A 23,740-nucleotide genomic window follows, 5' to 3' on the forward strand; every position below is an offset into this window, starting at 1 on the left:
GCAGTGCCCACAAGGCCCGTCGACAAGGATCGCGATGACGCATTCTCTGCCCCTGCCCGATTTCACCCACGAGCGCGTGGAGGTGATCACGGGCCGGCGGAGCGGCCTCGTCGTCACCGTCGCCCTGCACTCGTCGACGCTCGGCCCCGCTCTCGGCGGCGCGCGCCTGTGGCGTTACCCGCACTGGTCCGACGCCATGGGTGACGCTCTGCGCCTGTCGGCGGCGATGACGCTGAAGAACGCGACGGCGGGATTGGATGCCGGGGGCGGCAAGTCCGTCATCGCCCTGAGTGAGGCGGACACCCTCGACGCCGACCGGCGCCGGGCGGCGTTCCTGGACCTCGGCGACGCCGTCGAGTCGTTCGGCGGCCAGTACCGGACGGCGGAGGACGTGGGGTCGACGACCGACGACATGCTCGTCGTCAGCGAGCGGACGGCGCACGTCGTGGGTCTCCCGGACTCGGTGGGCGGATCGGGGGAGCCCGCCGGCCCCACGAGCCGCGGTGTCTACGCGGCGCTCCGTGCGACCCTCGAGCGCGTCGCGGGTTCGCCCGAGGTCGCCGGTCGCCGCATCACGATCTCGGGACTCGGCCAGGTCGGCAGCCGCCTCGCCGTCCGGCTGTCGGGTGAGGGCGCGATCCTCACCGTGACCGACGTCAACCCCGCGAAGATGTCGCTCGCCGCCGAACTCGGCGCGACGTGGGTCGAGCCGGGCACCGAGCACCTCGTGCCCGCCGACGTGTTCGTGCCCGCCGGCATCGGCGGCGTCCTCACCGACGAGGTCATCGACGCCCTCGCGGCGAACGCGGTCTGCGGTCCCGCGAACAACCCGCTCGCCGAACGCTCCGGCGCCGTGCGCCTGGCGGATCGCGGCATCCTGTACGCACCCGACTTCGTCGCGAACGCGGGCGGTGTCATCTACCTCGACGTCGAGGCGCGCACGCCCGGGCACCGCGAGGAGATCGCGACCCGCATCGACGGCATCGGCGACACGCTGCGGCGGCTCTTCGACGATGCCGCCGCCCGCGGCGTCACCCCGCTCGACGCGGCTGAGGCCTACGCGGCCGAGCGCCTGTCGACCGGCGCCCGCGTCCCCGCGAGCGTCTGAGCGCGCTCCCGGGGCCCGCTGCGGCGGGTCCCGGGTCGCTCAGGCCGGAACGGCGGGCATCGGCATCCCGCGTCGCATCTCGACGGCGCACCCGATGAGCGCGGTGGCGGCGACGGCGGTCAGCAGGTGCACGGCGACGGCGATGACGCCGAGGAGCGGCGCGATGATCGTCCCGCCGACGACGCCCGTCGTCACTGCCGCCCACTGCGACATGCCGGCACGGCGAAGCAGCCGAGATCCGGCGACCGCGAGGAAGACCGCGAGTGCGACGATGCCGACGACGGCGAGGACCAGGGCGAGCACGTCCATTCCCGCGGTCGGCAGTCCGTCGTCGCTCCGTTGGAACGACACCCGGACCGTGGTGGCTGCGAGACCGCCGGCCACCCCTGCCAGCGTGGCTGCAGCGAGGAGCACCCCGGTTCCCCGCGCGCCGACCAGCCGGCCGAGGCGGGCGATCGAGGCGAGCGCGACGCCGACCGCGGCAGGGGCGACCCCACCCGCCACGAAGAGGAACGCGTCCGGTGCCCCGGGAGTGATCGATCCGACACCACCGGCGATCGACGCCGTCAAGGCGAGGGATGCCGCGACGATCGCCGCAGTCGCCCAGCTCCGTTCGCGGGGCTTCATTTAGGCCGCCTGGCTCAGGGCAGAGGGCACCCGTGCGCTCCGACGCCACGGCAGGACCAGGACGACGAGCGCCAGCACGGGAGCCGCGAAAGCGAGCATCGGCGTGAGGGTCAGACCGAGGACGAGCGTGTAGGCGAGCATGATCCCGAGACCGACGCCGATACGGATGCCGGTGGCGGAGCCGTGTCCCGTGCTCAGCGGCATCCGCACGACGATCCACCAGGCGAGTGCGAGACCGATCGCCGCTGCCGCGCCCACCCACGCGATCGTGAGGGAGCCGTTCCCGTCGGAGACCAGGTAGTCCGTGGCGGTCGCGGCGAACCCCGCAGCGGCGGCGGCCACCGGGATCCAGACATCGCGACCGGCGCGCCGCCGCGAACGGTCCAGCACGACGCCGAGGGCGATCAGAGCGGGGATCATGCTGACGGCGAGGATGACGATGCCCTCCCGCATCGCCACCGTGTCGTCGCCTCGCGCCGTGGGAGACCAGTCGGCTCCGGCGAACGCCCATGCCAGGCCCACCGCACCACCGGCGAAGGCGAAGGCGGCGAGGGCGCGGCTGAGAGCGGCCCCACCCGCCGAGGAGCGCGGCGCGCGAGGCGTGGGCGCCGGTGCGCCGACAGCGGGTGCAGCACGTCGCACGCCCCGAACGCGAGGCAGGGCTGCGACGACGAGCACGACGATCGCCACGACCGCCGTGGTCCCGGGTGAGAGGAAGACGAGCGCCCCCGTGACCGGGGCGGCGATGATCGCCACCGCGATCGCGAGAACACGGGCCGCAGGCCCGAGCCCCGCACGCCGGAAGGCGGGGGCGACGAGCAGCGCGAACGCGACCATCGTCAGCAGGACGCCCGCACCGGCGAGCGGCAACGTCATCGCCGCCAACCCCGTCTGCGGCAGACCGGCGTCCGCCGCATCGAAGCCCTGACTCCATGCGATCCCCCCGAACCCGCTGCAGACGCCGGCGACGGCGAGGCACACCGTCGCGGTCACCGCGGCTCCGTCCCCGAGGAGCGCGACCGCCCGCAGCAGGGCGACGAGAGCGACACCCGTCAGCGCGGGTGCTACACCGGTCATGACGAAGAGCACCGGCTCATGGATGGCCGGTCCGCCGCCCGTGAAGAACAGCAGGCCGACCTGTCCGACGGCGGTCGCGAGAACGGCGAGGGATGCCGCGATGATGGCCGCCGTGGCGCCGAGCCGCGCTCCGAGGCCGTGGATGATCGCGGCTCGCCTCTCGGCGCCGGAGGGACCGGAACGCCCGGTGCGCTCGGCGTCGTCGAGCATCATCGCGACGAGCACGTCGCCGTGATCACGGCGCCACGAGCGCGGATACCAGGCCAGCAGGCGACGGAACGGGCGGTCGTCGAGCCCGCTCACGCGATCGCCGTCCGACCGAAGCCCGGCTGGACTGCGGGCCGGCCTGCGGCGCGCAGCCGCTCCCGCGCCACGCGAGCCTGATGCTCGAGCGCCGCGACCTCCGCCTCGAGCGCCGCACCGCCGGCATCCTGGATCGCGAAATACCGCCGGGCGCGACCACCGACGACCTCCTCGCCGTCGGCTCGGATCAGTCCGTCGCGCTCGAGACGCTCGAGGGCGGCGTAGAGGGTCGTGACCTTCATCGCGGCGCGCCCCGATGAGGCCGCATCCACCTCCCGCAGGATGTCGTAGCCGTGCCGCCGCCCCCCGGCGAGCGCCGTGAGGATCCAGAAGCCCGTGGGGCCGAGAGTCGTCGCCATGAGTCATTCATACTCCATCGGCGGGAATATTCCCATGATTGATTCTTTACGCGGCGTCCGCGCATCGCCATACTGAGTGACCACCCGCACTTGTTCATCTGTACAACTTTCCTGGAGGCCCCATGCCCGGCGTGATCGTCATCACGGGAGCGAGCTCGGGGATCGGTGCCGGCTTCGCCCGGCGCTACGCCGCGCGCGGCCACGACGTCGTCCTGGTCGCCCGCCGCGCCGAGCGCCTCGAATCCCTCGCCGAGGAGCTCCGCGGGCTGCACCGCGTCGAGGCGACCGTGCTCGCCGCCGACCTCGCCGACCCGGCCGCACCGGCCGCGATCGCCGCCGAACTCGCCGAGCGCGGCATCCGTCCCGCAGGTCTCGTCAACAGCGCGGGTTTCGGGACGGCATCCGCTTTCGTCGACGAGGATGCCGCGCGCGTCGCCGCCGAGGTGCAGGTCAACGTCGCAGCCCTCACCCTGCTGACCCGCGAACTGCTCCCGCAGCTGATCGAGGCACGCGGGGTGCTCGTGAACGTGTCGAGCAACGCCGGCCACCAGCCGCTGCCGGGACTCGCGGTGTACGCCGCCACGAAGGCCTACGTCACCTCGCTCACCGAGGCGATCTGGCAGGAGACGCGCGGCACCGGTCTGACCGCCCTCGCCCTCTGCCCCGGTCCGACCGAGACGGAGTTCTTCGCCGCAGCGGGGTCCGAGACGTTCAAGGTCGGCGCGACGAAGACCGTCGACGACGTCCTCGACGAAGCGTTCGACGCGCTGGACTCGTCCCGCCCCTCCCCCGTCCGCACCGTCGGCGCCGCCAATCGCGTGCAGGGCTGGGTGGCGCGCGTCTCGCCGCGGCGCCTCCGCCTGCACGTCGCCGCACGCGCGGTGGGAGGCTCCTGATGCGACGGATGCCTCCCGAAGAGCGCCGCGGCGAACTCATCGCCGCGGCCATCCGCGTCATCGCCCGGCAGGGCGTGGCCGCCGCGACGACCCGAGCCATCACCGCCGAGGCGGGCATGCCGCTCGGAGCCTTCACCTACATCTTCGGCACGCAGGACGAGCTGATGACGGCCGTCATCGACACCGTCATCGAACAGGAGCGCTTCGCCGCAGAGTCCCGCGCGATCGACCCGACGTCCCTGGCATCGGCGATCCGCTCAGGCCTCGAGGGCTACATCGACATGCTCGAGCACGACCCGGCCGACGAGATCGCCCTGCTCGAGCTGGCCCTCGTCGCCCGCCGGCGCGACCCGCAGGGGCAGATGCGCGCGCAGTGGCAGACGTACTTCCGGGCCGCCGAGCAGATGCTGACCTACGCGGCCGAGATCACCGGCAACCGGTGGACCGAGCCGGTCGCCGACCTCGCCCGCCACCTCGTCGTCGTCGTCGACGGGATCACGACGACGTGGCTGGCGGACGGTGATTCGGATGCCGCGCGTCGTACGGCATCGTTCGCCGCCGCCGCGTTCGCCGCGGCATCCGCCCCGCTCGGGGCACCGACCGAAGGGAGTCCCCGTGCTGACGGAGATCGATGAGCGCGTCCTCGCGGCCGTGAACCTGCACGCCGTCCTCGGCGCCCTGCCGAAGCTGCCCGAGGTCGCGCCCGACGCGTCGCGCCTGCTCGCAGGGCTCGCGCAGCCGGTGCGTCTGACCGCTCGGGTGATCGGCGGCGAGTCCATGAGCCTCGTCTTCGCTGGGGACGGCATCCGCGCGGCGGCGGGCGACCATGGCGGCATGACGCGAGCGACCCTCGTGTTCCGCTCCCCCGCGCACCTGAACGCCGTACTCGACGGCACGGGGTCGCCCCTGCCGATCGCCGGGCCTGCCGGCATCCGCTTCCTCACGCAGGTGTTCACCCCGATCAGCGACCTGCTCGGCCGATACCTTCGCCCGGGCGACGCCGACCTCGCCGACCCGGCCTTCAGCGATGCGCACCGGGTGCTCCTCCTCGAGGTCGCCGTGGGAGCCATCGCGATCGTTGCGAACCGCGACCGCTCCGGCCGCTTCAGTGCAGGCCAGATGACCGACGGCGACCTCGACATCGCTGTCGGCGACGCGCTCCACCACCGGCTGCGGGTGCAGGAGCACCGGCTGTCTCGCGTTCCGGTGACGGATGCCGCGCCCCGCGCCGTCTTCCGGTTCGCCGACCTGCAGACCGCCGGCGACGTCCTCGCGGGCCGGGAGAGCGCGCTCGCGTGCGTCGGTGACGGGCGCATCGCCATCCGCGGCTACATCCCCCTCGTCGACAACACGAGCCGCATCCTCGACCGCGTCGGCCACTACCTCGGAAAGTGAGCTCCCCCGTGTACACCTTCGACAAGAGCCTCGCCGCCTTCCGCCGCGCGCAGCGGGTGATCCCCGGCGGCATCCCGGGGCACCTCGGTCCCACCGAGGGACTGCACCTTCCGAACGAGGGCTTCCCGAAGTTCGCGACCCGGGCCGAGGGCACCCGGTTCTGGGACCTCGACGGCAACGAGTTCATCGATTGGATGTGCGCGTACGGGCCCAACGTCCTCGGGTACAACGACCCGGACGTCACCGCCGCCGCTCAGGCGCAGGCGAAGAAGGAGGACGTCGTCTCGCTGCCGTCGACCGTCATGATCGACTTCGCCGAGCTGCTGGTCGACCAGGTCGCCAGTGCGGACTGGGCGATGTTCGCCAAGAACGGCGGCGACACGACGACGCTCGCGATCATGACCGCCCGCGCCGCGACGCTGCGCAAGAAGGTGGTCTTCGTGAAGGGGTTCTACCACGGGGTCGCGCCGTGGACGCAGAAGCTCGACTACCCCGGCGTCCTCGAGGAGGACGTCGCGAACAACCTCTACGTGCCGTGGAACGACCTCGACGCGCTCCGGGCGCTGCTCTCCGAGAACCGCGGGCAGGTCGCCGCCCTCATCTCGACGCCGTACATGCACGGCAACTTCGTCGACAACCAGCTGCCCGCCGACGGGTACTGGCAGGCCGTGCGGAAGCTCTGCGACGAGCACGGCGTCGTCCTGATCATCGACGACGTGCGCGCAGGCTTCCGCCTCGACCTCGCCGGCAGCGACCACTACTTCGGCTTCGAGGCCGACCTGATCTGCTTCTGCAAGGCGCTCGCGAACGGCTACAACGTCTCGGCGCTCCTCGGCCGCGAGTCCTTGAAGGAGGCGGTGAGCTCGATCACCTACACGGGCAGCTACTGGATGAGCGCCGTGCCATTCGCGGCCGGCATCGCGACGCAGAAGAAGCTCCGCGACCTCGACGCCCCCGCGCTGTTCGAGCGCCTGGGCCGGCGGTTGACCGACGGCCTCACCGAGGCGGCCTCCGACGCCGGCTACTCGCTCGTGGCCTCGGGCGCACCCGCCCTCTTCTACCTGCGGGTGGCCGATCCGGCGGACTCGCTCATGCTGCATCAGGACTGGATCGCCGAGTGCGTGCGCCGCGGCGCGTACCTCACCTCGCATCACAATCACTTCCTCAACGCCGCGGTCACCGAGGCCGACGTCGACCGCACGGTCGAGATCGCCGCCGACGCCTTCGCCGCCCTCCGGACGCGCCACCCCGCGGTGGTGTGAGGTGACCGCCACGACGGCACCATCCGCGACGACACCCCGCACCGTCGCCGCGACAGCCGCGGTGTACGGCCTGCAGGGTCTCGGATACTCCGTCATCGTGACGGCGCTCCCCGCTTTCCAGGAACGCACCGGACTGGATGCCACGGGCATCGCCGCGATCCTGCTGGGAGTCTGCGTGACCGCGGCGCTCGGCTCGCTCGTCGCCGACGCGATCGCCCGGCGTGCCAGCAGCCGTCGGGGTGTCGTCGTGGGCCTGTCGCTGCAGGCGGTGGGACTGGTCGCGACGGCGTTCTCGCCGGGAACCGCGATGCTCGCGGCATCCGTCCTGCTCTACGGCCTGGGGCTGGGGCTGATCGACGCGTCCTCGAACATGCAGGGCGTCCTCGCCCAGCGCGGGCGCGCGACCCCGCTGCTCGGACGCTTCTTCGCGACCCTCACGGCCGGGTCGATCGTCGGCGCGCTCGGGATGGCGGGGATCCTCGCCGCCGGGGCGCCCGCGGTCGCCGCGCTGGTCGCCGCCGCGGTCCTGCAGATCGCGTTCGTCGCCTTCGGGGCGCGTCTGCTCAGCCGCGAGCGCGCGGCGCGGAGCGCGGAGTGGAGCGGACCCCGAGGTCCGAGGCTCGACGGACGCGCGATCACCGTCGTCGGACTCGTCATCCTCGCCGCGTACACGGTCGACTCAGCGGTGAGCTCGTGGGGCTCGATCCACCTCGAGTCGATCGGCGCCGCCGTCGCGCTCGCCCCCGTCGGCCTCGCGGCCTACCAGGGCGGCGTGCTCATCGCGCGGATGGTGACGGATGCCGTCGTCCGCCGCATCGGTCGCGCCCGTCTGCTCGCCATCGGCCTCGTCCTCGGCGTCGCCGGTGCGGTCGTCGTGGCCGCGGTCCCCTCGCCGGTCGTCACGATCATCGCCTTCGCGGTGAGCGGTCTCGCCGTCGGAGCGCTGGTCCCCATCGCGTTCGGGCTGGCCGGGTCCATCGATCCAGCGCGCAGCGACGAGGTCATCGCACGGGTCAACCTCTTCAACTACGCGGGCGCCGTCCTCGGGGCGGTCGGCGTCGGGGTGCTCACCGACGTCACCGGCTCGGGGATCGCGTTCCTCCTGCCCGCGCTCCTGCTCGTCGCGGCCGTCCCGGCGTGGCGTCGGACCGCCGGCTGAGCAGCTGAGGTGCCCGGCGCTTCACGCACCCCGCTCTTCAGGTACCCAGCGAGGCGCGGAGCGCGCGTTCGAGCTCGGCGAGCAGCACGGCCCGCTCCGGCTCTGGCGCGGCGAAGGCGTCGTGCAGCACGGCGTCCGCCGACGCGAACGCGACCCGGGCGACGGCCGCGCCACGCTCGTCGTCCACGCCGTCGAGCACACCCGCTTCGCGCAGCAGCGTGTGGACGCGATCGGCCATCGCCCTCTTGTGGCGGCGACGCGCGGCATCGGCGTCGGCCGAGATCGCGACCGTGCCGAGCGACCTGGCGGACTGCTCGTCCTGGTAGACGGCGACGACGGCACGGAGCACGCCACCGACGGGGTCCTCGCCGCGCGGGTCGCTGCGGAGACGCTCGATCGCGTCGTCGAGCAGGCGCTCGAGGCGGTCGTGGTACCGAGAGACGATGGCGGCGAGGATCGCCTCACGGTCGGGCAGGTACTGGTACAGCGCCCCCACGCTGACCCCGGCCTCGGCCGCGACGCGCGGCAGCGTGATGACGTCGACGCCCTCTCGCAGCACGATGTCCTCGGCGGCGGCGATCGCCTGCGCGAGCTTCTGGCGCGACCGCTGCTGCGTCGGGGTCCGGCGCAGGCCGAGGGCGGCCCAGTCCTGAGGGGTGTCGTCCGTGGCGTCCATGAAATCAAACTTGACTTTGGTTAGGGGTGGCGGCAACGTTAGCAGCATGACGATGACGTCGCACCATCACGATCTCCGCGCGTCCGTGGCCGCGGCATCCCGCACCCTCGCCGGTCACGGCCTGCTCATCGGCACCGCCGGCAACGTCAGCGCCCGGGCGGGCGACGTCGTGGCCGTCACGGCGACCGGCGTTGTCCTGGGTGAGGCGTCCGCCGACGATGTGACCGTCGTCGATCTGGGCGGTGCCGTGGTCGAGGGAACGCTCGCCCCGACGTCCGAGCTCGCCCTCCATCTCGGGGTCCTGCGCTCCGCGCCGGCCGAGAAGGTGTCGGCGGTCGTCCACACGCACGCGCCCAACGCCACCGCACTCTCGCTCGTCCTCGACGAGCTGCCCGTCGTGCACTATCAGCAACTCGTCCTGGGAGGATCCCTCCGCGTCGTCCCGTTCCACGCGTTCGGGACGCCCGACCTGGCCGCCGCCGTCGGCGCGGCCCTCGACGGCCGTCTCGCAGCCCTCATGGCGAACCACGGCACGGTCGCGCTCGGCGCCGACCTCACGGCCGCCGTCGAGAACGCGCTGCTGGTCGAGTGGCTCGCGGAGCTCTACCTGCGCGCCGCGAGCGTCGGCACGCCGCGGGCACTCGACCCCGCACAGCAGCAGGAGGTCGTCGCGCACGCGATGCGCCTCGGGTACGGAACGACGAAGCCGGTGTCGGCGTGACCGCGGTCGGCGAGCTCGTGGCGCATGGCCGTTCCGCTGACGTCCACTCCCTGACGACGGCCACCGTCGTGAAGGTCTTCCACGACGACTGGCCCGATGAGGCGATCGGCCGCGAGGTCGAGGACGCCACGGCCGCGTTCGACCTCGGCCTCACCCCCATCCGCTGCCACGGCAGAGCGGATGCCGACGGCCGGCGCGCGGTCGTCTTCGACCGCATCGAGGGGGTCGCCCTGACCACCGTCGCCGAGAAGAACCCGTTGCGAATGGGGCGCGTCGCCCGCGCGCTGGCGCAGGAGCACGCGCGCATCCACCGGGTCGCGAGCGACCGCTTCCCCGACGTGCGCGACGTCGCGGCGGACCTCGTCGGGACTGCGCCCTTCGCCGGTCTCACCGCGCGCGAGCGCGCAGCGCTCCTCGATCACCTCGCGTCGCTCCCCGGCGGCGAGAGCGTCCTGCACCTCGACTTCCACCCGATGAACGTGTTCCGACACGGCGGCGGCATCGCGACGATCGACTGGCAGTCCACCGCCTGCGGTGATCCCGCGGCCGACGTCGCGATGACCCGGCTGCTGTTCACCGAGGCCGAGCTGTTCCCGGGGGCGACCAGGGCGCAGCTGCTCGTCTACGGGGCGGCGCGCGGGGCGATGGGACGCATGTATCTGAAGGAGTACCTCGACGTGACGGGGATGACGACGGCGCGCCTCGACCGGTGGGCGACGGCCGCGCGGGTGCTGCGGCTGGGAATGCTCGACATCCCGAGCGAGCGCGAGCGTCTGCTGCGCGGCATCCGGTCGGTGATCGCCCGATGACGACGACGGTCCGGCGTTCCCTGCCCGCCGAGGGTGAGGTCGTCGACGTCCTCGTCGTCGGCGGCGGCATCACCGGAGCGGCGATCGCCTACGAGGCCGCGAGTCGCGGGCTGTCGGTCGCGCTCGTCGAGAAGGGCGACTTCGGCGCCGCGACCTCGGCCGCGACGGGAAAGCTCATCCACGGCGGTCTCCGCTACCTGAAGAACTTCGAAGTGGGTCTCGTCCGCGAGTCCCTCGCCGAGCGGCGCACGCTGTCGCGCATCGCTCCGGGGCTCGTCTCCCCCATCGCGATGGTCCTCCCCGACCCGGGGCTCATCGAGCACGTCGGCCTCACGGCGTACGACGTGCTGTCGTTCGATCGCAACCGCGTACCGACGAGCCACCGCATCCCCCGTCATCGGAGCCTGAGCCGCGAAGAGCTGCGGCTGCGCGGGCTGGGGCATCTCGAGCACGGGATCCTCTTCCACGACGCGATGATGCTCTCGCCCGAACGGTTGACGTTCGCATTCGTGCGGTCCGCCGTCGCGCATGGCGCAAGGGTCGCGAACCACGTGCAGGCCGATGGCCTGATCTCCGCGGCCGGACGCGTTCGCGGGGCCCGCGTGACCGACCTCGTGACCGGCACGGCACACGAGGTGCGGGCCCGCGTGACGGTGAACGCGAGCGGACCGTGGGCGTACGACGTGCTCGCCGCCGAGGGCCTGCTGCAGCGCGCTGCCGGCCCCCGCCCCGAAGTGCGGTCGGAGGGCATCTACCTGATCACGAGGCCGATCACCGAGACGATGGTGCTCACCGTGTCGTCGGGCGGTCACTTCAGCTTCGCGCCGTGGCGCGGGCGGACGCTCATCGGTCCGACCGAGACGCCCTACACCGGCGATGTCTCGGACTGGCGGCTGACGCGGGAGTCGATCGAACGCTTCCTCGGCGAGATCAACGCCGCAGGTCGCCTGCCGGTGGAACTGTCGATGTCGGACGTCGTCGCCGCGTACGGCGGCCTCCGGCCGCTCACCGAGACGAGCGGGACCGACACCTACCGCGCCTCGCGCGCGTCCGAGCTCGTCGACCACGCCAAGGACGGCGTCCCCGGAATCGTCACCGCGACCGGCGGCAAGTACACGACGGCGCGCGCGTTCGCCGAGAAGGTCGTCCCCGCGCTCGCACGGTCGATCGGTCGCGTCGCCGCGCCGAGCCGCACCGCCGACGTGCCGCTCGACGGCGCGGACCTCGCCGACACGGGGACGACCGACCTGATCAACCGGCTGTACGGATCGGATGCCGGTGCCCTCCGGGCCGTGGCATCCGAGTCCGACGTCCTCTCACGCGAGGCGACGGATGACGGTGAACTGCTCGCCGGTGTCGCGTTCGCGGCCCGACACGAGGCCGCCGTGCACCTCACCGACATCCTGCTGAACCGCACCGGCATCGGCCGCCGCGGCGACCCCGGCGACGACATCCTGTCGGCGGCGGCGGATGTCGCAGGCGCCGAGCTCGACTGGTCGCCGGGGCGCCGTGCGACCGAGCTCGACGCGGCGCGCGCCGCGGTCGCACTCCCTCGATAACGGCGAAAGACCCCCGCGAACGGGGGTCTTTCCGGTGGTGGACCTGAGGGGATTCGAACCCCTGACCTCTTCATTGCGAACGAAGCGCGCTACCAACTGCGCCACAGGCCCGGAAGCCTCAACATTACCACGACCGATCGGGCCGCTCGAACGCGAGGCGGGCTCCTACTGGCCCGATGCGCGGCGTGCGAGCAGGTCGCGCACGTGCGCTTCGATGCGCTCGTCGTCAGCCGGTCCGGCGAAGGCGACCTCGGCGGCACGGGTGCGACGGGCGGTGTCGATCGACGGCGGGGCGGCCTGTGCCACCCGCTCGCGAAGAGCCTCTTCGACGGCCGCCTGGCGGAGCGCATCGCGGGCGTCCGAGGCGTCGAGCACGGCCGCTGCGCGCGACCCGGCCGACGCGGTGAGCGGACGCGGCAGCGTGCGCGGCGTCCATTCGACACGGTCCGACTCGAGCACGACGTCCTGGAGTGCGCTCGCCTCGCGGACGACCTCGATCTCGACCGAACGGGATGCCGCGCGTCTCGCGACCGTGTTCATCCGGCCGAGTACGAGCAGGCTCGAGAGGGCGACGGCTCCGCCCGCAACGAGCAGAGTCCAGCCGGCGCCGATGGCGCCGAGGTAGCCACCGGAACCGGTGACGCCGAGAGCCAGCACACCGACGACGGAAGCGGTGAGGCGCACCCGGCGACGCGTCCGTGCACGGCGGACGGCGGGAGTGGCGCGGGCGGCGGCGGCCTCGGCGATCGCGCGCTCGCGGGCGAGTGCGGCATCCGCTCGCGCCTTCTCGCGCCGGGCCGCGGCGTCGGCGGCAGCCTGACGCCGCTCGGCCTTGGCGAGTTCGCGGTCGACGGCGGCCTGCGCCTTCGCGGCGGCGAGTTCGGCGCGCGCGGCTTCGAGGCCGACACTCTCCTTCTCCGCCTGCACGCGGCGTGCGAGCTTCTGCTGGGCGAGGGCGGTGCGCGCGTTCAGCTCGAGGCGGACCTCACCGGGGGTCTCGCTCGTCTCGGCGAGGACGCGCAACGCCTGGTTGAGCCGGACCGCGTTCCGCTCGGCGGCCTGGTACTGATGACGGCTGTGCCACGACGGCAGAAGGTACAACAGCCACAATAGGACAGCGACGAGGACGATCACCCCGCCACCCATCACCTGCTCACCCATGTCGCTCACCGTATGTTCCCGAAGCGGTGCGGCCCGGCATCCGCTGGGCGTGTCTGAACCTTTGGTTGAGGGTTAACGGTCCGAGGGCGGGATGGATGCCGCATCCGCCGGCGCCCGCCCGGCCAGCCACCGGTTCAGGACGCCCTCACGGACCTCATCACGGACCAGCGCGAACGCGTAGTGGTCGCGCCAGTCGCCGTCGATGTGGATGTACCGACGACGCAGTCCCTCGTACCGGAAACCGAGCTTCTCGACGACTCGGAGGCTCTTCGTGTTCTCGGGTCGGATGCAGATCTCCATGCGGTGGAGGCGCAGATCCTCGAAACACACGTCGGTGGCGAGGGCGACCGACGTCGGGGTGATCCCCCGGCCGGCGAACCGCTCGCTCACCCAGTAGCCGATGGTGGCCGACGACAGCGAACCGCGAGCGATCCCCCAGACGTTCAGCTGACCGGTCACCTCGCCGTCGTACTCCATGACGAACGGCACGCCCGAGCCGTCACGGTACTGCTGCAGCAGTCGCCGCACCCCGGATCGCATGTCGAGCGAGACCGGACCGTCGGGGCTCGTCGCCTCCCACTGCCGCAGCCACGACCTGTTCTGTTCGAGCTCGGTCTGCAGCGGCTTCGCATCGCGGGGACGCACGAGCCGGATCGAGATCGGACCGTGCGCGCGCACGACCGGGCCCTCCATGCCCATCAGCGACCCGCCGGGCTCACAGGCCCGAGGCGAAGTCCTTCAGCCACGGGCGAAGCTCCGCCCCCAGGTCGTCGCGGTCGACGGCGAGCTGCACGATGGCCTTGATGTAGTCGGCGCGGTCACCCGTGTCGTAGCGCCGACCGCGGAAGACGACGCCCAGGACGCCCTCGGTCGAAGCGAGCTCCTGCAGCGCATCGGTCAGCTGGATCTCGCCGCCCTTGCCCGGCTCGGTGCGCTCGAGGATGTCGAAGACGCCGGGCGTCAGCACGTATCGGCCGATGATCGCGTAGTTGGAGGGAGCATCCTCCTTCTTCGGCTTTTCGACGAGACCCGTGACCTTGACCACGTCGGTCTCACCGGTCTCCTCGACGGCTGCCGCGCCGTACATGTGGATCTGGTCGGGCGAGACCTCCATCAGCGCGATCACGGTCAGGCCGGTCTTCTTGTTCTGCTCGAGCATCTTCTCGAGCAGGACGTCGCGCGCGTCGATGAGGTCGTCACCCAGGAGCACGGCGAAAGTGCTGTCGCCGACGTGCGAGCGTGCCCGGAGGACGGCGTGCCCGAGCCCCTTCGGCTCGCCCTGACGGACGAAGTGGATGTCTGCCATGTCGGACGAGTCCTGCACCCGCTTGAGCTTCTCGTGGTCGCCCTTCTTGGAGAGGTTGGACTCGAGCTCGGGGACCGAGTCGAAGTGGTTCGAGATGTTGTTCTTGTTGCGCCCGAGAATGATGAGCACATCATCAATACCGGCTGCCACAGCCTCTTCCACGACGTACTGGATCGCCGGCTTGTCGACGACGGGCAGCATCTCCTTGGGCATGGCTTTCGTGGCGGGCAGGAAGCGAGTCCCCAGGCCGGCGGCGGGGATGACGGCCTTGATGCGCTCAGCAGACATGCCCCTCACCCTACAGATGCCGCACGTCTCGCGGAGGACACGTCGGGGCGCGGGCGTGTCCCTTTAGAATCGGACCATGACCGGCCCGTTGGACACCGAGAAGCGCGCGCTGCGCGCCGAGCTCCGCGAACGCCGACAGCAGCGCTCCGCCGCCTCGCTCGAGGAGGCCGCAGCCGGGATCCGGGCCCAGCTCGACGCCCTCGTGACCGAGCACGGCGTCCGGTCCATGTCCTGCTTCCTCTCCACCCCGACCGAACCGGGCACGCGCGAGTTCATCGCCGCGGCGGTGGCGCGCGGTATCCGGGTCCTCCTTCCCGTCACCCGAGCGGACGGCCTGCTGGACTGGGCCGTCGCCGAAGAGGAGGGCGACACCGCCGAGGGCATGTTCGGGCTCCCCGAACCCGTCGGCGAACTCCTCAGCCCCGTCGCCGTCAACGACGTCGACCTGCTCGTCATCCCCGCGGCCGCCGTCGACACGACCGGGATGCGGCTCGGCTGGGGACGCGGCTACTTCGACAAGACCATCGGCTCGATGGAGAAGTGCCCGCCCGTCTACGCCGTCATCTTCGACTCGGAGCTCATCGACTCCGTCCCCCGCGAGGTGCACGACCAGCCCGTCTCGGGTGTCGTCACACCGACCCGCACCATCCTCCTTCCCACCCGCTGATCCACCGAGGTCTCATGCCCACCTATGCCTATGCCTGCACTTCGTGCGGCCACCGCTTCGACGCCGTCCAGTCGTTCTCCGACGCCGCCCTCACCGAATGCCCCGAGTGCGGCGGCGCACTCCGCAAGCAGTACGGCTCGATCGGCGTCACCTTCAACGGCTCGGGCTTCTACCGCACGGACTCGCGTTCGTCGAGCGGGTCGAAGCCCTCTGGCGAGAGCTCGTCTTCTTCGACATCATCGACATCATCCGGAGCGTCCGCTTCGCCCGCCCCCGCGGGTTCGTAACACCCGGCCGCAAGCCGGCATCGGAAGGAGTAGCCGTGATCAAAGGCTTCAAAGACTTCATCATGCGCGGCAACGTCATCGACCTGGCAGTCGCTGTCGTCATCGGCGGTGCCTTCACGGCGCTCGTGACGGCGATCGTGACCAGCATCATCAATCCGCTCATCGCCCTCGTCTACAAGCCCGACGAGAAGACGGGAGCGATCGGCCCGACTTTCGTCGGTCTCCATGGCGATGAAGTGACCTTTCCTCTCGGCGGCCTGCTCACTGCTGTCATCAGCTTCTTCGCCGTCGCGCTTGTCGTGTACCTCGTGTTCGTCGTCCCAATGAACAAGTGGAAGGAACGCCAGGCCGCGAAGGCGGGCGTTGTCGAGGAGGCGGCGAAGCTCCCCACGGAAGCCGAGCTGCTGATCCAGATCCGCGACCTGCTCGAGCAGCAGGGCAGTGCACCCGCGCCGGCGACCCGCCGGTCGGCCGAGCCGCCGTCGCCGTCGATCTGACGCGTCAGTAGTGCGGCGGGACGTCGTTCCGCAGGCGATCATCGTTCGGGCCGGATGCCGGGGGTTCCCCCGCGTCCGGCCCGTTCGTCGTCTCGGGGGTCGTGTCCGTCCCGGGCGCAGGCGTCAGCTTCGCGCGCCGGGAGCCCGGGACCCGCTCGACGCGCTGGCGCTCAGTCGACATCGATCGGCTGGGTGGAACCGGGGGCCGACGGCGTCTCGGGCTGCACGCCGATGACACCGGCGATGCGCAGAGCGACGGCGGCGGGGTCGTTGTAGACCTCGAAGGCGTGCACGCGAACGTAGTGCCACCCGAGGCGACGCAGCAGCTGGGGACGGCGACGGAGTGTCTCGCGGAGGCTGTCGTGCGTGCTCTCGGGGTCGAGGTCGGCCACGACGGCCTTGCCCTTGTACTGGGCGACGAGAGGCAGCTGACCACCGCGGTAGTGCACGTCGACCGAGACGCCGAGGCTTCGCAGGTGCTGGGCGAGCGTCAGCGTGAGCGGGTCGGCGAGGTCCTCGAGGCGAGCGTCGCGGCCGCGCGCGGCGATGCGTCCGAGGATCGACATGAGCGTCGCGGCGCCGTGCGTGAGGCGTCCCTCGTCGAACGCGGAGGGACGGATGGACGAGACGATGACCATCGACCGGCGGGCGCGCGTCATCCCGACTGTCAGCAGCCGCTCACCGTCGGGGGTCGACAGGTCGCCGAAGTCGCTGAGGACGCGCCCGTGCTTCGTGAGCCCGAAGCCGAGCGAGAAGATGACGCGGTCGCGGCTCTCGGCGACGGACTCCTCGAGGCCGAGCACGGCGAACGGTTCGGCCGTCTCGCGACCCACGAAGTTCGTGACGTCGGAGCGTCCCGCGAAGGCACTCGCGACGGCGGCGCGGATGCGATCGGCGTGGCGCGCCGACGCGGTCACCACCATGAGCGACTCGGCCGGGCGATTGATCGCATGTTCGACGACGAGGGTCACGACGCGGGCGACCTCGGCATCCGGACTCTCCACCGCTCCCGTATCGGGATCCGGCGCGCCCGTGCCGCCCTCGACGTAGTCGACGCTCAGGCTGCCTCGGCCGAGGTACGAACCGGCCCACGGCAGCGAGCTGATCGCTCCCCCGTAGAAGGCGTCGTTGACGAGCTCGGCGAGATCCTCTCCACCCGCGCGGTAGCTGCGGGTGAGTGTCTCGACGGGGAGGAGCTCGCTCAGTCGGTCGAACACGCTCCGGTCGTCGAAGGGCACCTCGGGCGCCTCGAACTCCTCGCCGCGACCCGACCAGAGTCGGAACGGAGTCGGCTTCTGCGTGACCGGATCGCCGAAGACGACGATCTGGCGTGCGCGTCGCAGCGCGGGCGTCGCCTCGGCGAGGCAGAGAGCCGCGGCATCCGCGATGATGACGACGTCGAAGTCGGGATGGTCGGGCACGTGCGGCACTTCGTACGGCGAGGCGAGCCACACCGGAGCGAGCACCCGCATGAGGGTCGGGGCCGCCGCGACGAGCTCGTCCGCCGACGCGGTCCCGCCGCGCAGCGCCGCCTTCAGCGATGCGGCCTCGCGCGGTTCGTCGACGATCGCGATGCGCCAGCGCTTGGCGAGCTCCGACGACAGGAGCGGTCCGGACGACGATGCGTGGGCTTCGTCGACGAGACGGAAGTCGCGCTCGAGTCTGTCCAGCACCTGCGTGTTCGCGCCGAGGAGGGCGCGGTCCGACCGCAGCATCGCCTCGAGGGCGGAGCGCCACCAGGCGTACTCGAATTCGCTCGCGACCTCGGATTCGGGCACGTGACGCGTCGAGAGCTCCATGAGCAGCGGCTCGAGCCCCAGCTGGGCGAGTTCGCTCCGCAGGGCCGCACGTTCGACGAGGTTGTCGAAGACGTCGGATGCCGCGGCGAGCCCGGCGAGCGTCCGGAGCAGCTGCGGGACGGGCAGCGACGCGAGCCCCTCCGTCCGCCCGAGCGCGCGGTCGAGGTCGGCGAGATCGGCGTTCACGCGCTGCCAGGCGGAGGCGACGTCGTCGAGCCCGATCGGGATCTCGGGCGTCACGCCCGCGTCGACGAGCTGCTGCCACTGCGCACGCTGATTCTGGACCCGCATCAGCGCCTCGTGCATGTCGGTGACGTGCATGCCGGGACGCACGTACTCCTTCGACAGGCGACGCAGCCGGCGCCGGTTCGCGGGGGTCATCTGTGCCGAGTCGCGACGCGACGAGTGGGCGGCGATGAGGTCGGTGAGGGGCCGCTCGAAGACCGTGGGGCTGAAGCGGTCGAGAGACGCGCGGATGCCCTGCAGCAGCTGGACGTACGTGCCCATCTCGGCGATCGTCGTGAACGGCCGCATCCGGGTCTGCCCGATGAGTTCGTACCCGCGCTCCAGGAGCCCGGGCACCTCGGTCCGGTGCAGCCGACCGGCGAGGGCGTGCGCGGCGCGCGCCTCTTCCGTGGTCGAGAACGCGACCCCGTACCAGGGTGAGTCGTCGGGTCCGATGCGGAACTCGCCGAGCCGAGCGGATGCCGCGAGAGCCTCGGCCGCCTCGACGCGACGGGTGGCGAGCCGCTGGACGGTGGCGAGGTCGAAACGGGTCGTCGCGGAGGGCTGCGGCTCGTGCTCGCCGATGCGCGTCAGTTCACGGAGTGCTTCGAGCGGCGAGACGCCGACCGAGGCGTGACGCTGCGTCAGCGCGGCGCGGTAGTCGCGGAGGACCGAGCGCAGGCGCACGAGCGCGTCGTCGACTTCGGCGACCTTGGGCTGCTCGGCCTTCTCGTTGCGACCGATCGCGCGAACGAGGTCGCGGTGAAGACGCGTGGGTGAGACGGCGAGACCCTGCAGTCCGATACCGGTCAGGCGGTGCCGCACCCCATCGAGGGTCGAGCGGCGCGCGCTGACGACGAGGACGCGCTTGCCCGAGCGGACGAGTTCGCCGACGGCGTTGATGACCGTCTGCGTACCGCCCGTGCCGGGGAGCGTGTGGACGGCGAGCGACTGCCCCTCCGTGATCCGAGCGAGGACGGCCTCCTGCTCGGCATCCGCGTCGAGGAGCAGCCGGTCGGCGGCAGGCGTGCGGTCGTCGAGACCGATCGACGCGGGCTGCGGCCGGACGAACGACAGGCGCTCGCGGTCGGCGGGGTGGCCGGCGAGGGCGTTGAGGACGGGATGGTCGAGGTCGACGGCATCCCGTTCCATGTCGGAGGCGACGTCGGCGAAGGTCGAGACGATCAGACGCGGCTGAACCGTGAAGGTGGGGACCTGCGCCGTGAGGGCGCGGAGGCGATCGATGACCGGCTGCGGCTGGAACACCCCGCCGTCGTAAGCGAGGGCCGCCAGTGCGTCGCCGTCGAGGTCGACACCGAAGTGGAGGCGCGCGGCGGTGACGAGTTCGGGGTTCACGCGGAACAAGCCGTGGAGGCGCAGGTCGAAATCGGTGTGGTGCCGGCGGATCGTCAGGGGGCGCAGCAGCACGGGGGCCATGCAGCTCGTGCTGCCGATGCGCCACGACGCCATGCCGATGGCCAGGTGCACGGTGTCGAGCCCGCGCGCGGTGCGCAGCTCGACGTCCTTCGAGGTGATGCGTTCGGCGGCCAACCGCGCGGTGCGCAGGGCGACCTCGTCGCGGAACATGTTGGACAGGAGCGTCGGCCGCCCCGTGATGAACTGGGGCAGGCTGCCCGGGTGCGCCTTGGTGATATCGATGCCGGCATCGCCGTCGTCGCGGTAGTGCAGCAGCGTCGACGCACCGCCGAGCTGCGCCGCTTCTTCGCGCAGACGCTTCCGCTCGGGCACCGCCGCGTGCATGACCAGCACCTCCGGGTCGGACAGCGTCACGTCCGCCGGGGTCACCGAGGGCATCTGCTCGGCCGTCTCGCCGCGCACAGCACCGCTCTCTGCTCGCCACACACGAGAAACACTAGGCGCGTCGCGCTGGGAAAGCGGGATCGACGGCCGAGTTTCGCGGATCAGCTGCCGTCTGTGCCCCGTTTCCTCCACATCCGGTCCGGGATGCCGCTCCTCCCCACCCGGCCGCTCCCCCGACGTGCGTCGGGTGACCCCGCGCCATGATGAGGGCATGACGAACGCAACCTACTCGGTGCACCCGACACCGATCGGCGAGGCCCTCCTGGTGACGACCGGCGAGGGCCTCGCCGCGCTGTCCGTCCTGGACGGCCCGGCCTACGCCGAGGTGGCCCGGCTCAGCTTGCTACTGCATGCCGTGCCCACCGAGGACGACGGTCCGTCCGCCGCCGCCGCGGCCGAACTCGACGAGTACTTCGCGGGCGAGCGTCGGGAGTTCACCGTTCCGCTGGATTGGGGACTCACCGCGGGCTTCACCCGACGCGCGCTCGAGGCGATCGCCGAGGTGCCGTACGGCGAAACGGCGTCCTACGCCGAGGTGGCGATCTCGGCCGGGGCGCCGCGGGCGCATCGCGCGGTGGGGACCGCGTGCGCCCGCACCCCGTGGTCGATCGTGCTTCCCGCGCATCGGGTGATCCGCAGCGACGGGTCGATCGGCGAGTACGGGGGTCGGCCCGAGCACAAGCGGTTCCTCCTCGATCTCGAGGAGCGGGTCGCCTCGGGGACGGGCTGAGCATGACGGAGGCGGGCAGGGACGTGTAGGCCGTCCCTGCCCGCCTCGTCGCGGCATCCGCTCGGTTAGTGATCGACCGCCTTCTCGGCGCCGTATCCGGTCAGCGAGCGGACTTCCATCTCGGCGGCCTTGGTGGCGTCCTCCGCCTTGCGCGAGGTCACCGACCCCAGCCAGCCGAGGAGGAAGCCCACCGGGATCGAGATGATGCCCGGATTGTTGAGCGGCCAGATCGCCGTGCCGACGTTCTTGAACACGCTCGTCTCGGTCCCCCAGAACACGGGCGACAGGACGATGAGCACGATCGCGGTGGCGAGACCGCCGTACATGCTCCACACCGCGCCGCGGGTGGTGAACTTGCGCCAGAACAGGGAGTACAGGATCGTCGGGAGGTTCGCCGAGGCGGCGACCGCGAAGGCCAGTGCCACGAGGAACGCGACGTTCTGGCCCTGCACACCGATGCCGCCGAGGATCGCGAGCACACCGATCACGATGACCGTGCGACGGGCGACCTTGACCTCGCCGTCCGGCGGGACGTTCCCCTTCTTCACGACGTTCGCGTAGATGTCGTGGGCGAAGGATGCCGCCGCCGTGATCGTCAGTCCGGCCACGACCGCGAGGATCGTCGCGAAGGCGACCGCAGAGATGAAGCCCAGCAGGACCGGTCCGCCCAGAGCCGCCGCGAGCAGCGGGGCCGCGGAGTTGACGCCACCGGGCGCCGCCTTGATCGTCTCCGACCCGACGATCGCGCCGGCTCCGTAGCCGAGTACCAGCGTCAGCAGGTAGAAGAGTCCGATCAGCCAGATCGCCCAAACGACGGAGCGACGAGCCTCCTTGGCGGTCGGCACCGTGTAGAAGCGCATCAGGACGTGCGGCAGGCCCGCGGTGCCGAGCACCAGGGCAATCGCGAGGGAGATGAAGTCCCACGGGTTCGCGCCGTACTGCAGGCCCGGACCGAGGATCGCCTCCTGCGGGTCGGTGGTCGACTTCTGGACGGCCGACTCGAGGAGCGTGTCGAGGCTGAACCCGTTGATCGCGAGCACCCAGATCGTCATGACGATGGCGCCGCCGATGAGCAGGAACGCCTTGACGATCTGCACCCAGGTCGTGCCCTTCATGCCGCCGATGAGGACGTAGACGATCATCAGGACGCCGACGACGGCGACGACGATCGACTGCCCGATCTGCTCGGTGATGCCGAGGAGCAGCGACACGAGTCCACCGGCACCGGCCATCTGCGCCAGCAGGTAGAAGAAGCAGACCGCGAGCGTCGTGATCGCGGCCGCGAGGCGCACGGGGCGCTGCTTCAGACGGAACGACAGCACGTCGGCCATCGTGAACTTTCCGGTGTTGCGCATGAGCTCGGCGACCAGCAGCAGCGCGACAAGCCACGCCACGAGGAAGCCGATGGAGTAGAGGAAGCCGTCGTAGCCGTTGATCGCGATGGCGCCGACGATGCCGAGGAAGGATGCCGCCGACAGGTAGTCACCGGCGATGGCGAAACCGTTCTGAGGGCCGGTGAACGAGCGACCGGCGGCGTAGTAGTCGGCCGCCGTCTTGTTGTTGCGGCTCGCCCGGATGACGATGAACAGCGTCACCGCGACGAACGCGCCGAAGATCGAGATGTTGAGGACGGGGTTGTTCTCCGCAGCGGTGGCGGGTGCGGCGGCGAGCAGGACAGAGGTCATCGCGCCTCCTGACGTTCGAGGTCGGAGCGGATCTCGGACGAGATCGGGTCGAGCGTGCGGTTCGCGAAGGCGACGTAGCCCATCGTGATCGCGAACGTCGTGACGAACTGGCCGAGGCCCAGGAGCAGGCCGATGGTGATGTGGCCGAAGACCTCCTGCGCCATGAAGTCGGGCGCGAAGGACGAGAGCAGGACGTAGACGAAGTACCAGACGAGGAAGAGCAGGGCGAGCGGGAAGACGACGCTGCGATGCTTCTTCTTCAGTTCGACGAAACGCGGCGATCCTTCGACCGCGACGTAGTCGATGGCACTCCCTTCCACGCCTCCGTGGGGGGACTGGGACGACATGTGGCCTCCTTGCCTCATGGGGTGAGCGACAGTGCTCTCACGGGCCGTTCCTGGGAATCAGCCGCGTGGTAGGTTCGACCGTACGAAGGCGGCAGAGGTGCCGTCACCCCCGGAAGTAGGTACGCGTGGGATCGTCGGCAGAGAGCGACGCGGACACGCGGCTCGTCTCCCGAGCCGTGTCGGATCTGGCTCGTCAGACCCGGTTTCCCGTCGTCTTCGGCGGACTCGAGCGCGGCGGCGCCGTCCATGTCACCGCGATCGCCGGGACCCGCACGCGCAGCATCGAGGGTCTCGTCGTCGAAGCGGGCCGGGGCCTCGGCGGAGCGGCGATGCTCGAGAAGCGTCCGCGCCTGGCGCTCGACTACCGCACCGCTCGCACCATCACGCACGACTACGACCGCGCGATCCTCGGCGAGGGCATCTCCACTCTCCTCGCCGTCCCCGTCGTGGTGACAGGCCGTCCGCGCGGCATCGTCTACTGCGGTTCGTGGACCCCGGGGCCGGTCGGCGACCTCGTCAGTCGCCCCGCCTTCCGCGCCGCCGACATGCTGGCGACCGAACTCCGCGTGCGCGACGAGGTCGACCGCCGCGTGGCAGCCCTCCTCCCCGCCGAGCCGGCTCTCCCGGCAGCCGCGCAGGAGGACCTCCGCGAAAGCTATGCGGAGCTGCGGAGCATCGCGGCATCCGTCGGCGATCCCGACCTGCGCGAGCGGATCGCCGCCGTCGAGCGACGACTCGCCGGAATCGCCCGGCCCGCCGCGGCCGACGCTCCGCTCGACGTCGCCCTTTCGCCTCGCGAGCTCGACGTGCTCGCCTGCTGCGCCCTCGGCGCCACCAACGCCGAGATCGCCGCCTCACTGTCGCTGCGGGAGGGGACGGTCAAGTCGTACCTGCAGGCGGCGATGGCGAAGCTGGATGCCTCGACCCGCCACGCGGCCGTCGCCAAGGCGCGCCGGGCCGGCTTGCTGCCGTAGCC

The 23,740-nt window shown here is 71.4% G+C and carries 25 protein-coding genes and 1 tRNA gene; 14 read left to right on the plus strand and 12 right to left on the minus strand.

What is annotated here, in order from left to right:
• The first annotated feature begins 34 nt into the window (after positions 1–34).
• Positions 35–1,108 carry a Glu/Leu/Phe/Val dehydrogenase family protein gene (locus BLR68_RS02545; protein WP_018188462.1) on the plus strand — a complete coding sequence of 358 codons (1,074 nt, stop codon included), beginning with the start codon at positions 35–37 and terminating at the stop codon, positions 1,106–1,108.
• 39 nt (positions 1,109–1,147) lie between these two features.
• On the opposite strand, the gene BLR68_RS02550 is transcribed toward BLR68_RS02545, so the two are convergent.
• The 3 genes from BLR68_RS02550 to BLR68_RS02560 are packed head-to-tail and all read right to left on the minus strand — an operon-like array spanning position 1,148 to position 3,474.
• Positions 1,148–1,735, minus strand: a complete 588-nt coding sequence (locus tag BLR68_RS02550) for a hypothetical protein (protein ID WP_018188463.1) — start codon at positions 1,733–1,735, stop codon at positions 1,148–1,150.
• Positions 1,736–3,115 (minus strand): hypothetical protein, encoded by a 1,380-nt coding sequence (locus BLR68_RS02555; protein WP_018188464.1) that lies wholly within the window; start codon positions 3,113–3,115, stop codon positions 1,736–1,738.
• Entirely contained in the window at positions 3,112–3,474 is a 363-nt protein-coding gene (locus BLR68_RS02560) for a PadR family transcriptional regulator (protein ID WP_018188465.1), read from the minus strand. Before BLR68_RS02560 ends, BLR68_RS02555 begins: the two co-directional genes overlap by 4 nt.
• Before the next feature lie 122 nt (positions 3,475–3,596).
• Between BLR68_RS02560 and BLR68_RS02565 the strand changes: the two genes are divergently transcribed.
• Genes BLR68_RS02565 through BLR68_RS02585 form a run of 5 tightly spaced genes read left to right on the plus strand, consistent with a single transcriptional unit; the run spans position 3,597 to position 8,186 of the window.
• A complete protein-coding gene (locus tag BLR68_RS02565; RefSeq protein ID WP_018188466.1) occupies positions 3,597–4,370 on the plus strand; it encodes an SDR family NAD(P)-dependent oxidoreductase in 774 nt (257 codons plus the stop codon).
• Positions 4,370–5,005, plus strand: coding sequence for a TetR/AcrR family transcriptional regulator (locus BLR68_RS02570; protein WP_256335299.1), 636 nt, complete (start codon positions 4,370–4,372; stop codon positions 5,003–5,005). The genes BLR68_RS02565 and BLR68_RS02570 overlap by 1 nt, the downstream gene beginning before the upstream one ends.
• Positions 4,986–5,765 carry a hypothetical protein gene (locus tag BLR68_RS02575; RefSeq protein WP_018188468.1) on the plus strand — a complete coding sequence of 260 codons (780 nt, stop codon included), beginning with the start codon at positions 4,986–4,988 and terminating at the stop codon, positions 5,763–5,765. The genes BLR68_RS02570 and BLR68_RS02575 overlap by 20 nt, the downstream gene beginning before the upstream one ends.
• Positions 5,762–7,027, plus strand: a complete 1,266-nt coding sequence (locus tag BLR68_RS02580; RefSeq protein WP_026303003.1) for an aminotransferase class III-fold pyridoxal phosphate-dependent enzyme — start codon at positions 5,762–5,764, stop codon at positions 7,025–7,027. The genes BLR68_RS02575 and BLR68_RS02580 overlap by 4 nt, the downstream gene beginning before the upstream one ends.
• A gap of 1 nt (position 7,028) precedes the next feature.
• Positions 7,029–8,186, plus strand: coding sequence for an MFS transporter (locus BLR68_RS02585; protein ID WP_018188470.1), 1,158 nt, complete (start codon positions 7,029–7,031; stop codon positions 8,184–8,186).
• 37 nt (positions 8,187–8,223) lie between these two features.
• On the opposite strand, the gene BLR68_RS02590 is transcribed toward BLR68_RS02585, so the two are convergent.
• The gene (locus BLR68_RS02590) at positions 8,224–8,862 is read right to left on the minus strand and encodes a TetR/AcrR family transcriptional regulator (protein WP_018188471.1); all 639 of its coding nucleotides are present in this window, start codon (positions 8,860–8,862) and stop codon (positions 8,224–8,226) included.
• A gap of 46 nt (positions 8,863–8,908) precedes the next feature.
• Here BLR68_RS02590 and BLR68_RS02595 point away from each other — a divergent pair, with 46 nt between their 5' ends.
• Genes BLR68_RS02595 through BLR68_RS02605 form a run of 3 tightly spaced genes read left to right on the plus strand, consistent with a single transcriptional unit; the run spans position 8,909 to position 11,951 of the window.
• Positions 8,909–9,583, plus strand: a complete 675-nt coding sequence (locus BLR68_RS02595; RefSeq protein ID WP_018188472.1) for a class II aldolase/adducin family protein — start codon at positions 8,909–8,911, stop codon at positions 9,581–9,583.
• Positions 9,580–10,392, plus strand: coding sequence for an aminoglycoside phosphotransferase family protein (locus BLR68_RS02600; RefSeq protein WP_018188473.1), 813 nt, complete (start codon positions 9,580–9,582; stop codon positions 10,390–10,392). The genes BLR68_RS02595 and BLR68_RS02600 overlap by 4 nt, the downstream gene beginning before the upstream one ends.
• Positions 10,389–11,951 carry a glycerol-3-phosphate dehydrogenase/oxidase gene (locus tag BLR68_RS02605; protein WP_018188474.1) on the plus strand — a complete coding sequence of 521 codons (1,563 nt, stop codon included), beginning with the start codon at positions 10,389–10,391 and terminating at the stop codon, positions 11,949–11,951. Before BLR68_RS02600 ends, BLR68_RS02605 begins: the two co-directional genes overlap by 4 nt.
• A 35-nt stretch (positions 11,952–11,986) precedes the next feature.
• On the opposite strand, the gene BLR68_RS02610 is transcribed toward BLR68_RS02605, so the two are convergent.
• The 4 genes from BLR68_RS02610 to galU form a co-directional block, all read right to left on the minus strand.
• Positions 11,987–12,062 (minus strand) — tRNA-Ala (locus BLR68_RS02610).
• Between the two features lie 54 nt (positions 12,063–12,116).
• The gene (locus BLR68_RS02615) at positions 12,117–13,112 is read right to left on the minus strand and encodes a hypothetical protein (RefSeq protein ID WP_026303005.1); all 996 of its coding nucleotides are present in this window, start codon (positions 13,110–13,112) and stop codon (positions 12,117–12,119) included.
• A gap of 72 nt (positions 13,113–13,184) precedes the next feature.
• A complete protein-coding gene (locus BLR68_RS02620; RefSeq protein ID WP_018188476.1) occupies positions 13,185–13,805 on the minus strand; it encodes a GNAT family N-acetyltransferase in 621 nt (206 codons plus the stop codon).
• A gap of 22 nt (positions 13,806–13,827) precedes the next feature.
• Positions 13,828–14,706 carry a UTP--glucose-1-phosphate uridylyltransferase GalU gene (gene galU / locus BLR68_RS02625; protein ID WP_018188477.1) on the minus strand — a complete coding sequence of 293 codons (879 nt, stop codon included), beginning with the start codon at positions 14,704–14,706 and terminating at the stop codon, positions 13,828–13,830.
• 76 nt (positions 14,707–14,782) lie between these two features.
• Between galU and BLR68_RS02630 the strand changes: the two genes are divergently transcribed.
• From BLR68_RS02630 to mscL, 3 genes are read left to right on the plus strand one after another with little or no spacing between them, the layout of a single operon-like run.
• On the plus strand, positions 14,783–15,373 hold the full coding sequence (locus tag BLR68_RS02630) for a 5-formyltetrahydrofolate cyclo-ligase (RefSeq protein WP_018188478.1): 591 nt from the start codon (positions 14,783–14,785) through the stop codon (positions 15,371–15,373).
• Between the two features lie 14 nt (positions 15,374–15,387).
• A complete protein-coding gene (locus tag BLR68_RS02635; RefSeq protein ID WP_018188479.1) occupies positions 15,388–15,660 on the plus strand; it encodes an FmdB family zinc ribbon protein in 273 nt (90 codons plus the stop codon).
• A gap of 35 nt (positions 15,661–15,695) precedes the next feature.
• On the plus strand, positions 15,696–16,157 hold the full coding sequence (gene mscL / locus BLR68_RS02640; protein ID WP_018188480.1) for a large conductance mechanosensitive channel protein MscL: 462 nt from the start codon (positions 15,696–15,698) through the stop codon (positions 16,155–16,157).
• A gap of 4 nt (positions 16,158–16,161) precedes the next feature.
• On the opposite strand, the gene BLR68_RS17910 is transcribed toward mscL, so the two are convergent.
• Positions 16,162–16,338 carry a hypothetical protein gene (locus tag BLR68_RS17910; protein ID WP_018188481.1) on the minus strand — a complete coding sequence of 59 codons (177 nt, stop codon included), beginning with the start codon at positions 16,336–16,338 and terminating at the stop codon, positions 16,162–16,164.
• Positions 16,328–20,020, minus strand: coding sequence for a DEAD/DEAH box helicase (locus tag BLR68_RS02645; RefSeq protein ID WP_018188482.1), 3,693 nt, complete (start codon positions 20,018–20,020; stop codon positions 16,328–16,330). Before BLR68_RS02645 ends, BLR68_RS17910 begins: the two co-directional genes overlap by 11 nt.
• Before the next feature lie 193 nt (positions 20,021–20,213).
• Here BLR68_RS02645 and BLR68_RS02650 point away from each other — a divergent pair, with 193 nt between their 5' ends.
• A complete protein-coding gene (locus BLR68_RS02650) occupies positions 20,214–20,732 on the plus strand; it encodes a methylated-DNA--[protein]-cysteine S-methyltransferase (RefSeq protein WP_018188483.1) in 519 nt (172 codons plus the stop codon).
• Positions 20,733–20,797: 65 nt separating this feature from the next.
• On the opposite strand, the gene BLR68_RS02655 is transcribed toward BLR68_RS02650, so the two are convergent.
• The gene (locus tag BLR68_RS02655; RefSeq protein ID WP_018188484.1) at positions 20,798–22,417 is read right to left on the minus strand and encodes a solute symporter family protein; all 1,620 of its coding nucleotides are present in this window, start codon (positions 22,415–22,417) and stop codon (positions 20,798–20,800) included.
• Entirely contained in the window at positions 22,414–22,764 is a 351-nt protein-coding gene (locus BLR68_RS02660) for a DUF485 domain-containing protein (RefSeq protein WP_176770663.1), read from the minus strand. Before BLR68_RS02660 ends, BLR68_RS02655 begins: the two co-directional genes overlap by 4 nt.
• A gap of 125 nt (positions 22,765–22,889) precedes the next feature.
• Here BLR68_RS02660 and BLR68_RS02665 point away from each other — a divergent pair, with 125 nt between their 5' ends.
• Positions 22,890–23,738 carry a helix-turn-helix transcriptional regulator gene (locus tag BLR68_RS02665; RefSeq protein WP_018188486.1) on the plus strand — a complete coding sequence of 283 codons (849 nt, stop codon included), beginning with the start codon at positions 22,890–22,892 and terminating at the stop codon, positions 23,736–23,738.
• The last annotated feature ends 2 nt before the right edge of the window (positions 23,739–23,740 follow it).

Source organism: Microbacterium sp. 77mftsu3.1 (assembly GCF_900100525.1).
In the GTDB taxonomy this organism is placed as follows: Bacteria; Actinomycetota; Actinomycetes; order Actinomycetales; family Microbacteriaceae; genus Microbacterium; species Microbacterium aquilitoris.

Bases quoted from the DNA above. Each gene is read 5' to 3' on its own strand.
- BLR68_RS02545 (WP_018188462.1), top strand. From the start codon at position 35: ATGACGCATTCTCTGCCCCTGCCCGATTTCACCCACGAGCGCGTGGAG.
- BLR68_RS02550 (WP_018188463.1), bottom strand. From the start codon at position 1,735: ATGAAGCCCCGCGAACGGAGCTGGGCGACTGCGGCGATCGTCGCGGCA.
- BLR68_RS02560 (WP_018188465.1), bottom strand. From the start codon at position 3,474: ATGGCGACGACTCTCGGCCCCACGGGCTTCTGGATCCTCACGGCGCTC.
- BLR68_RS02565 (WP_018188466.1), top strand. From the start codon at position 3,597: ATGCCCGGCGTGATCGTCATCACGGGAGCGAGCTCGGGGATCGGTGCC.
- BLR68_RS02570 (WP_256335299.1), top strand. From the start codon at position 4,370: ATGCGACGGATGCCTCCCGAAGAGCGCCGCGGCGAACTCATCGCCGCG.
- BLR68_RS02590 (WP_018188471.1), bottom strand. From the start codon at position 8,862: ATGGACGCCACGGACGACACCCCTCAGGACTGGGCCGCCCTCGGCCTG.
- BLR68_RS02595 (WP_018188472.1), top strand. From the start codon at position 8,909: ATGACGATGACGTCGCACCATCACGATCTCCGCGCGTCCGTGGCCGCG.
- BLR68_RS02605 (WP_018188474.1), top strand. From the start codon at position 10,389: ATGACGACGACGGTCCGGCGTTCCCTGCCCGCCGAGGGTGAGGTCGTC.
- BLR68_RS02615 (WP_026303005.1), bottom strand. From the start codon at position 13,112: ATGGGTGAGCAGGTGATGGGTGGCGGGGTGATCGTCCTCGTCGCTGTC.
- BLR68_RS02620 (WP_018188476.1), bottom strand. From the start codon at position 13,805: ATGGAGGGCCCGGTCGTGCGCGCGCACGGTCCGATCTCGATCCGGCTC.
- galU (WP_018188477.1), bottom strand. From the start codon at position 14,706: ATGTCTGCTGAGCGCATCAAGGCCGTCATCCCCGCCGCCGGCCTGGGG.
- BLR68_RS02630 (WP_018188478.1), top strand. From the start codon at position 14,783: ATGACCGGCCCGTTGGACACCGAGAAGCGCGCGCTGCGCGCCGAGCTC.
- BLR68_RS02635 (WP_018188479.1), top strand. From the start codon at position 15,388: ATGCCCACCTATGCCTATGCCTGCACTTCGTGCGGCCACCGCTTCGAC.
- BLR68_RS17910 (WP_018188481.1), bottom strand. From the start codon at position 16,338: ATGTCGACTGAGCGCCAGCGCGTCGAGCGGGTCCCGGGCTCCCGGCGC.
- BLR68_RS02650 (WP_018188483.1), top strand. From the start codon at position 20,214: ATGACGAACGCAACCTACTCGGTGCACCCGACACCGATCGGCGAGGCC.
- BLR68_RS02655 (WP_018188484.1), bottom strand. From the start codon at position 22,417: ATGACCTCTGTCCTGCTCGCCGCCGCACCCGCCACCGCTGCGGAGAAC.
- BLR68_RS02660 (WP_176770663.1), bottom strand. From the start codon at position 22,764: ATGTCGTCCCAGTCCCCCCACGGAGGCGTGGAAGGGAGTGCCATCGAC.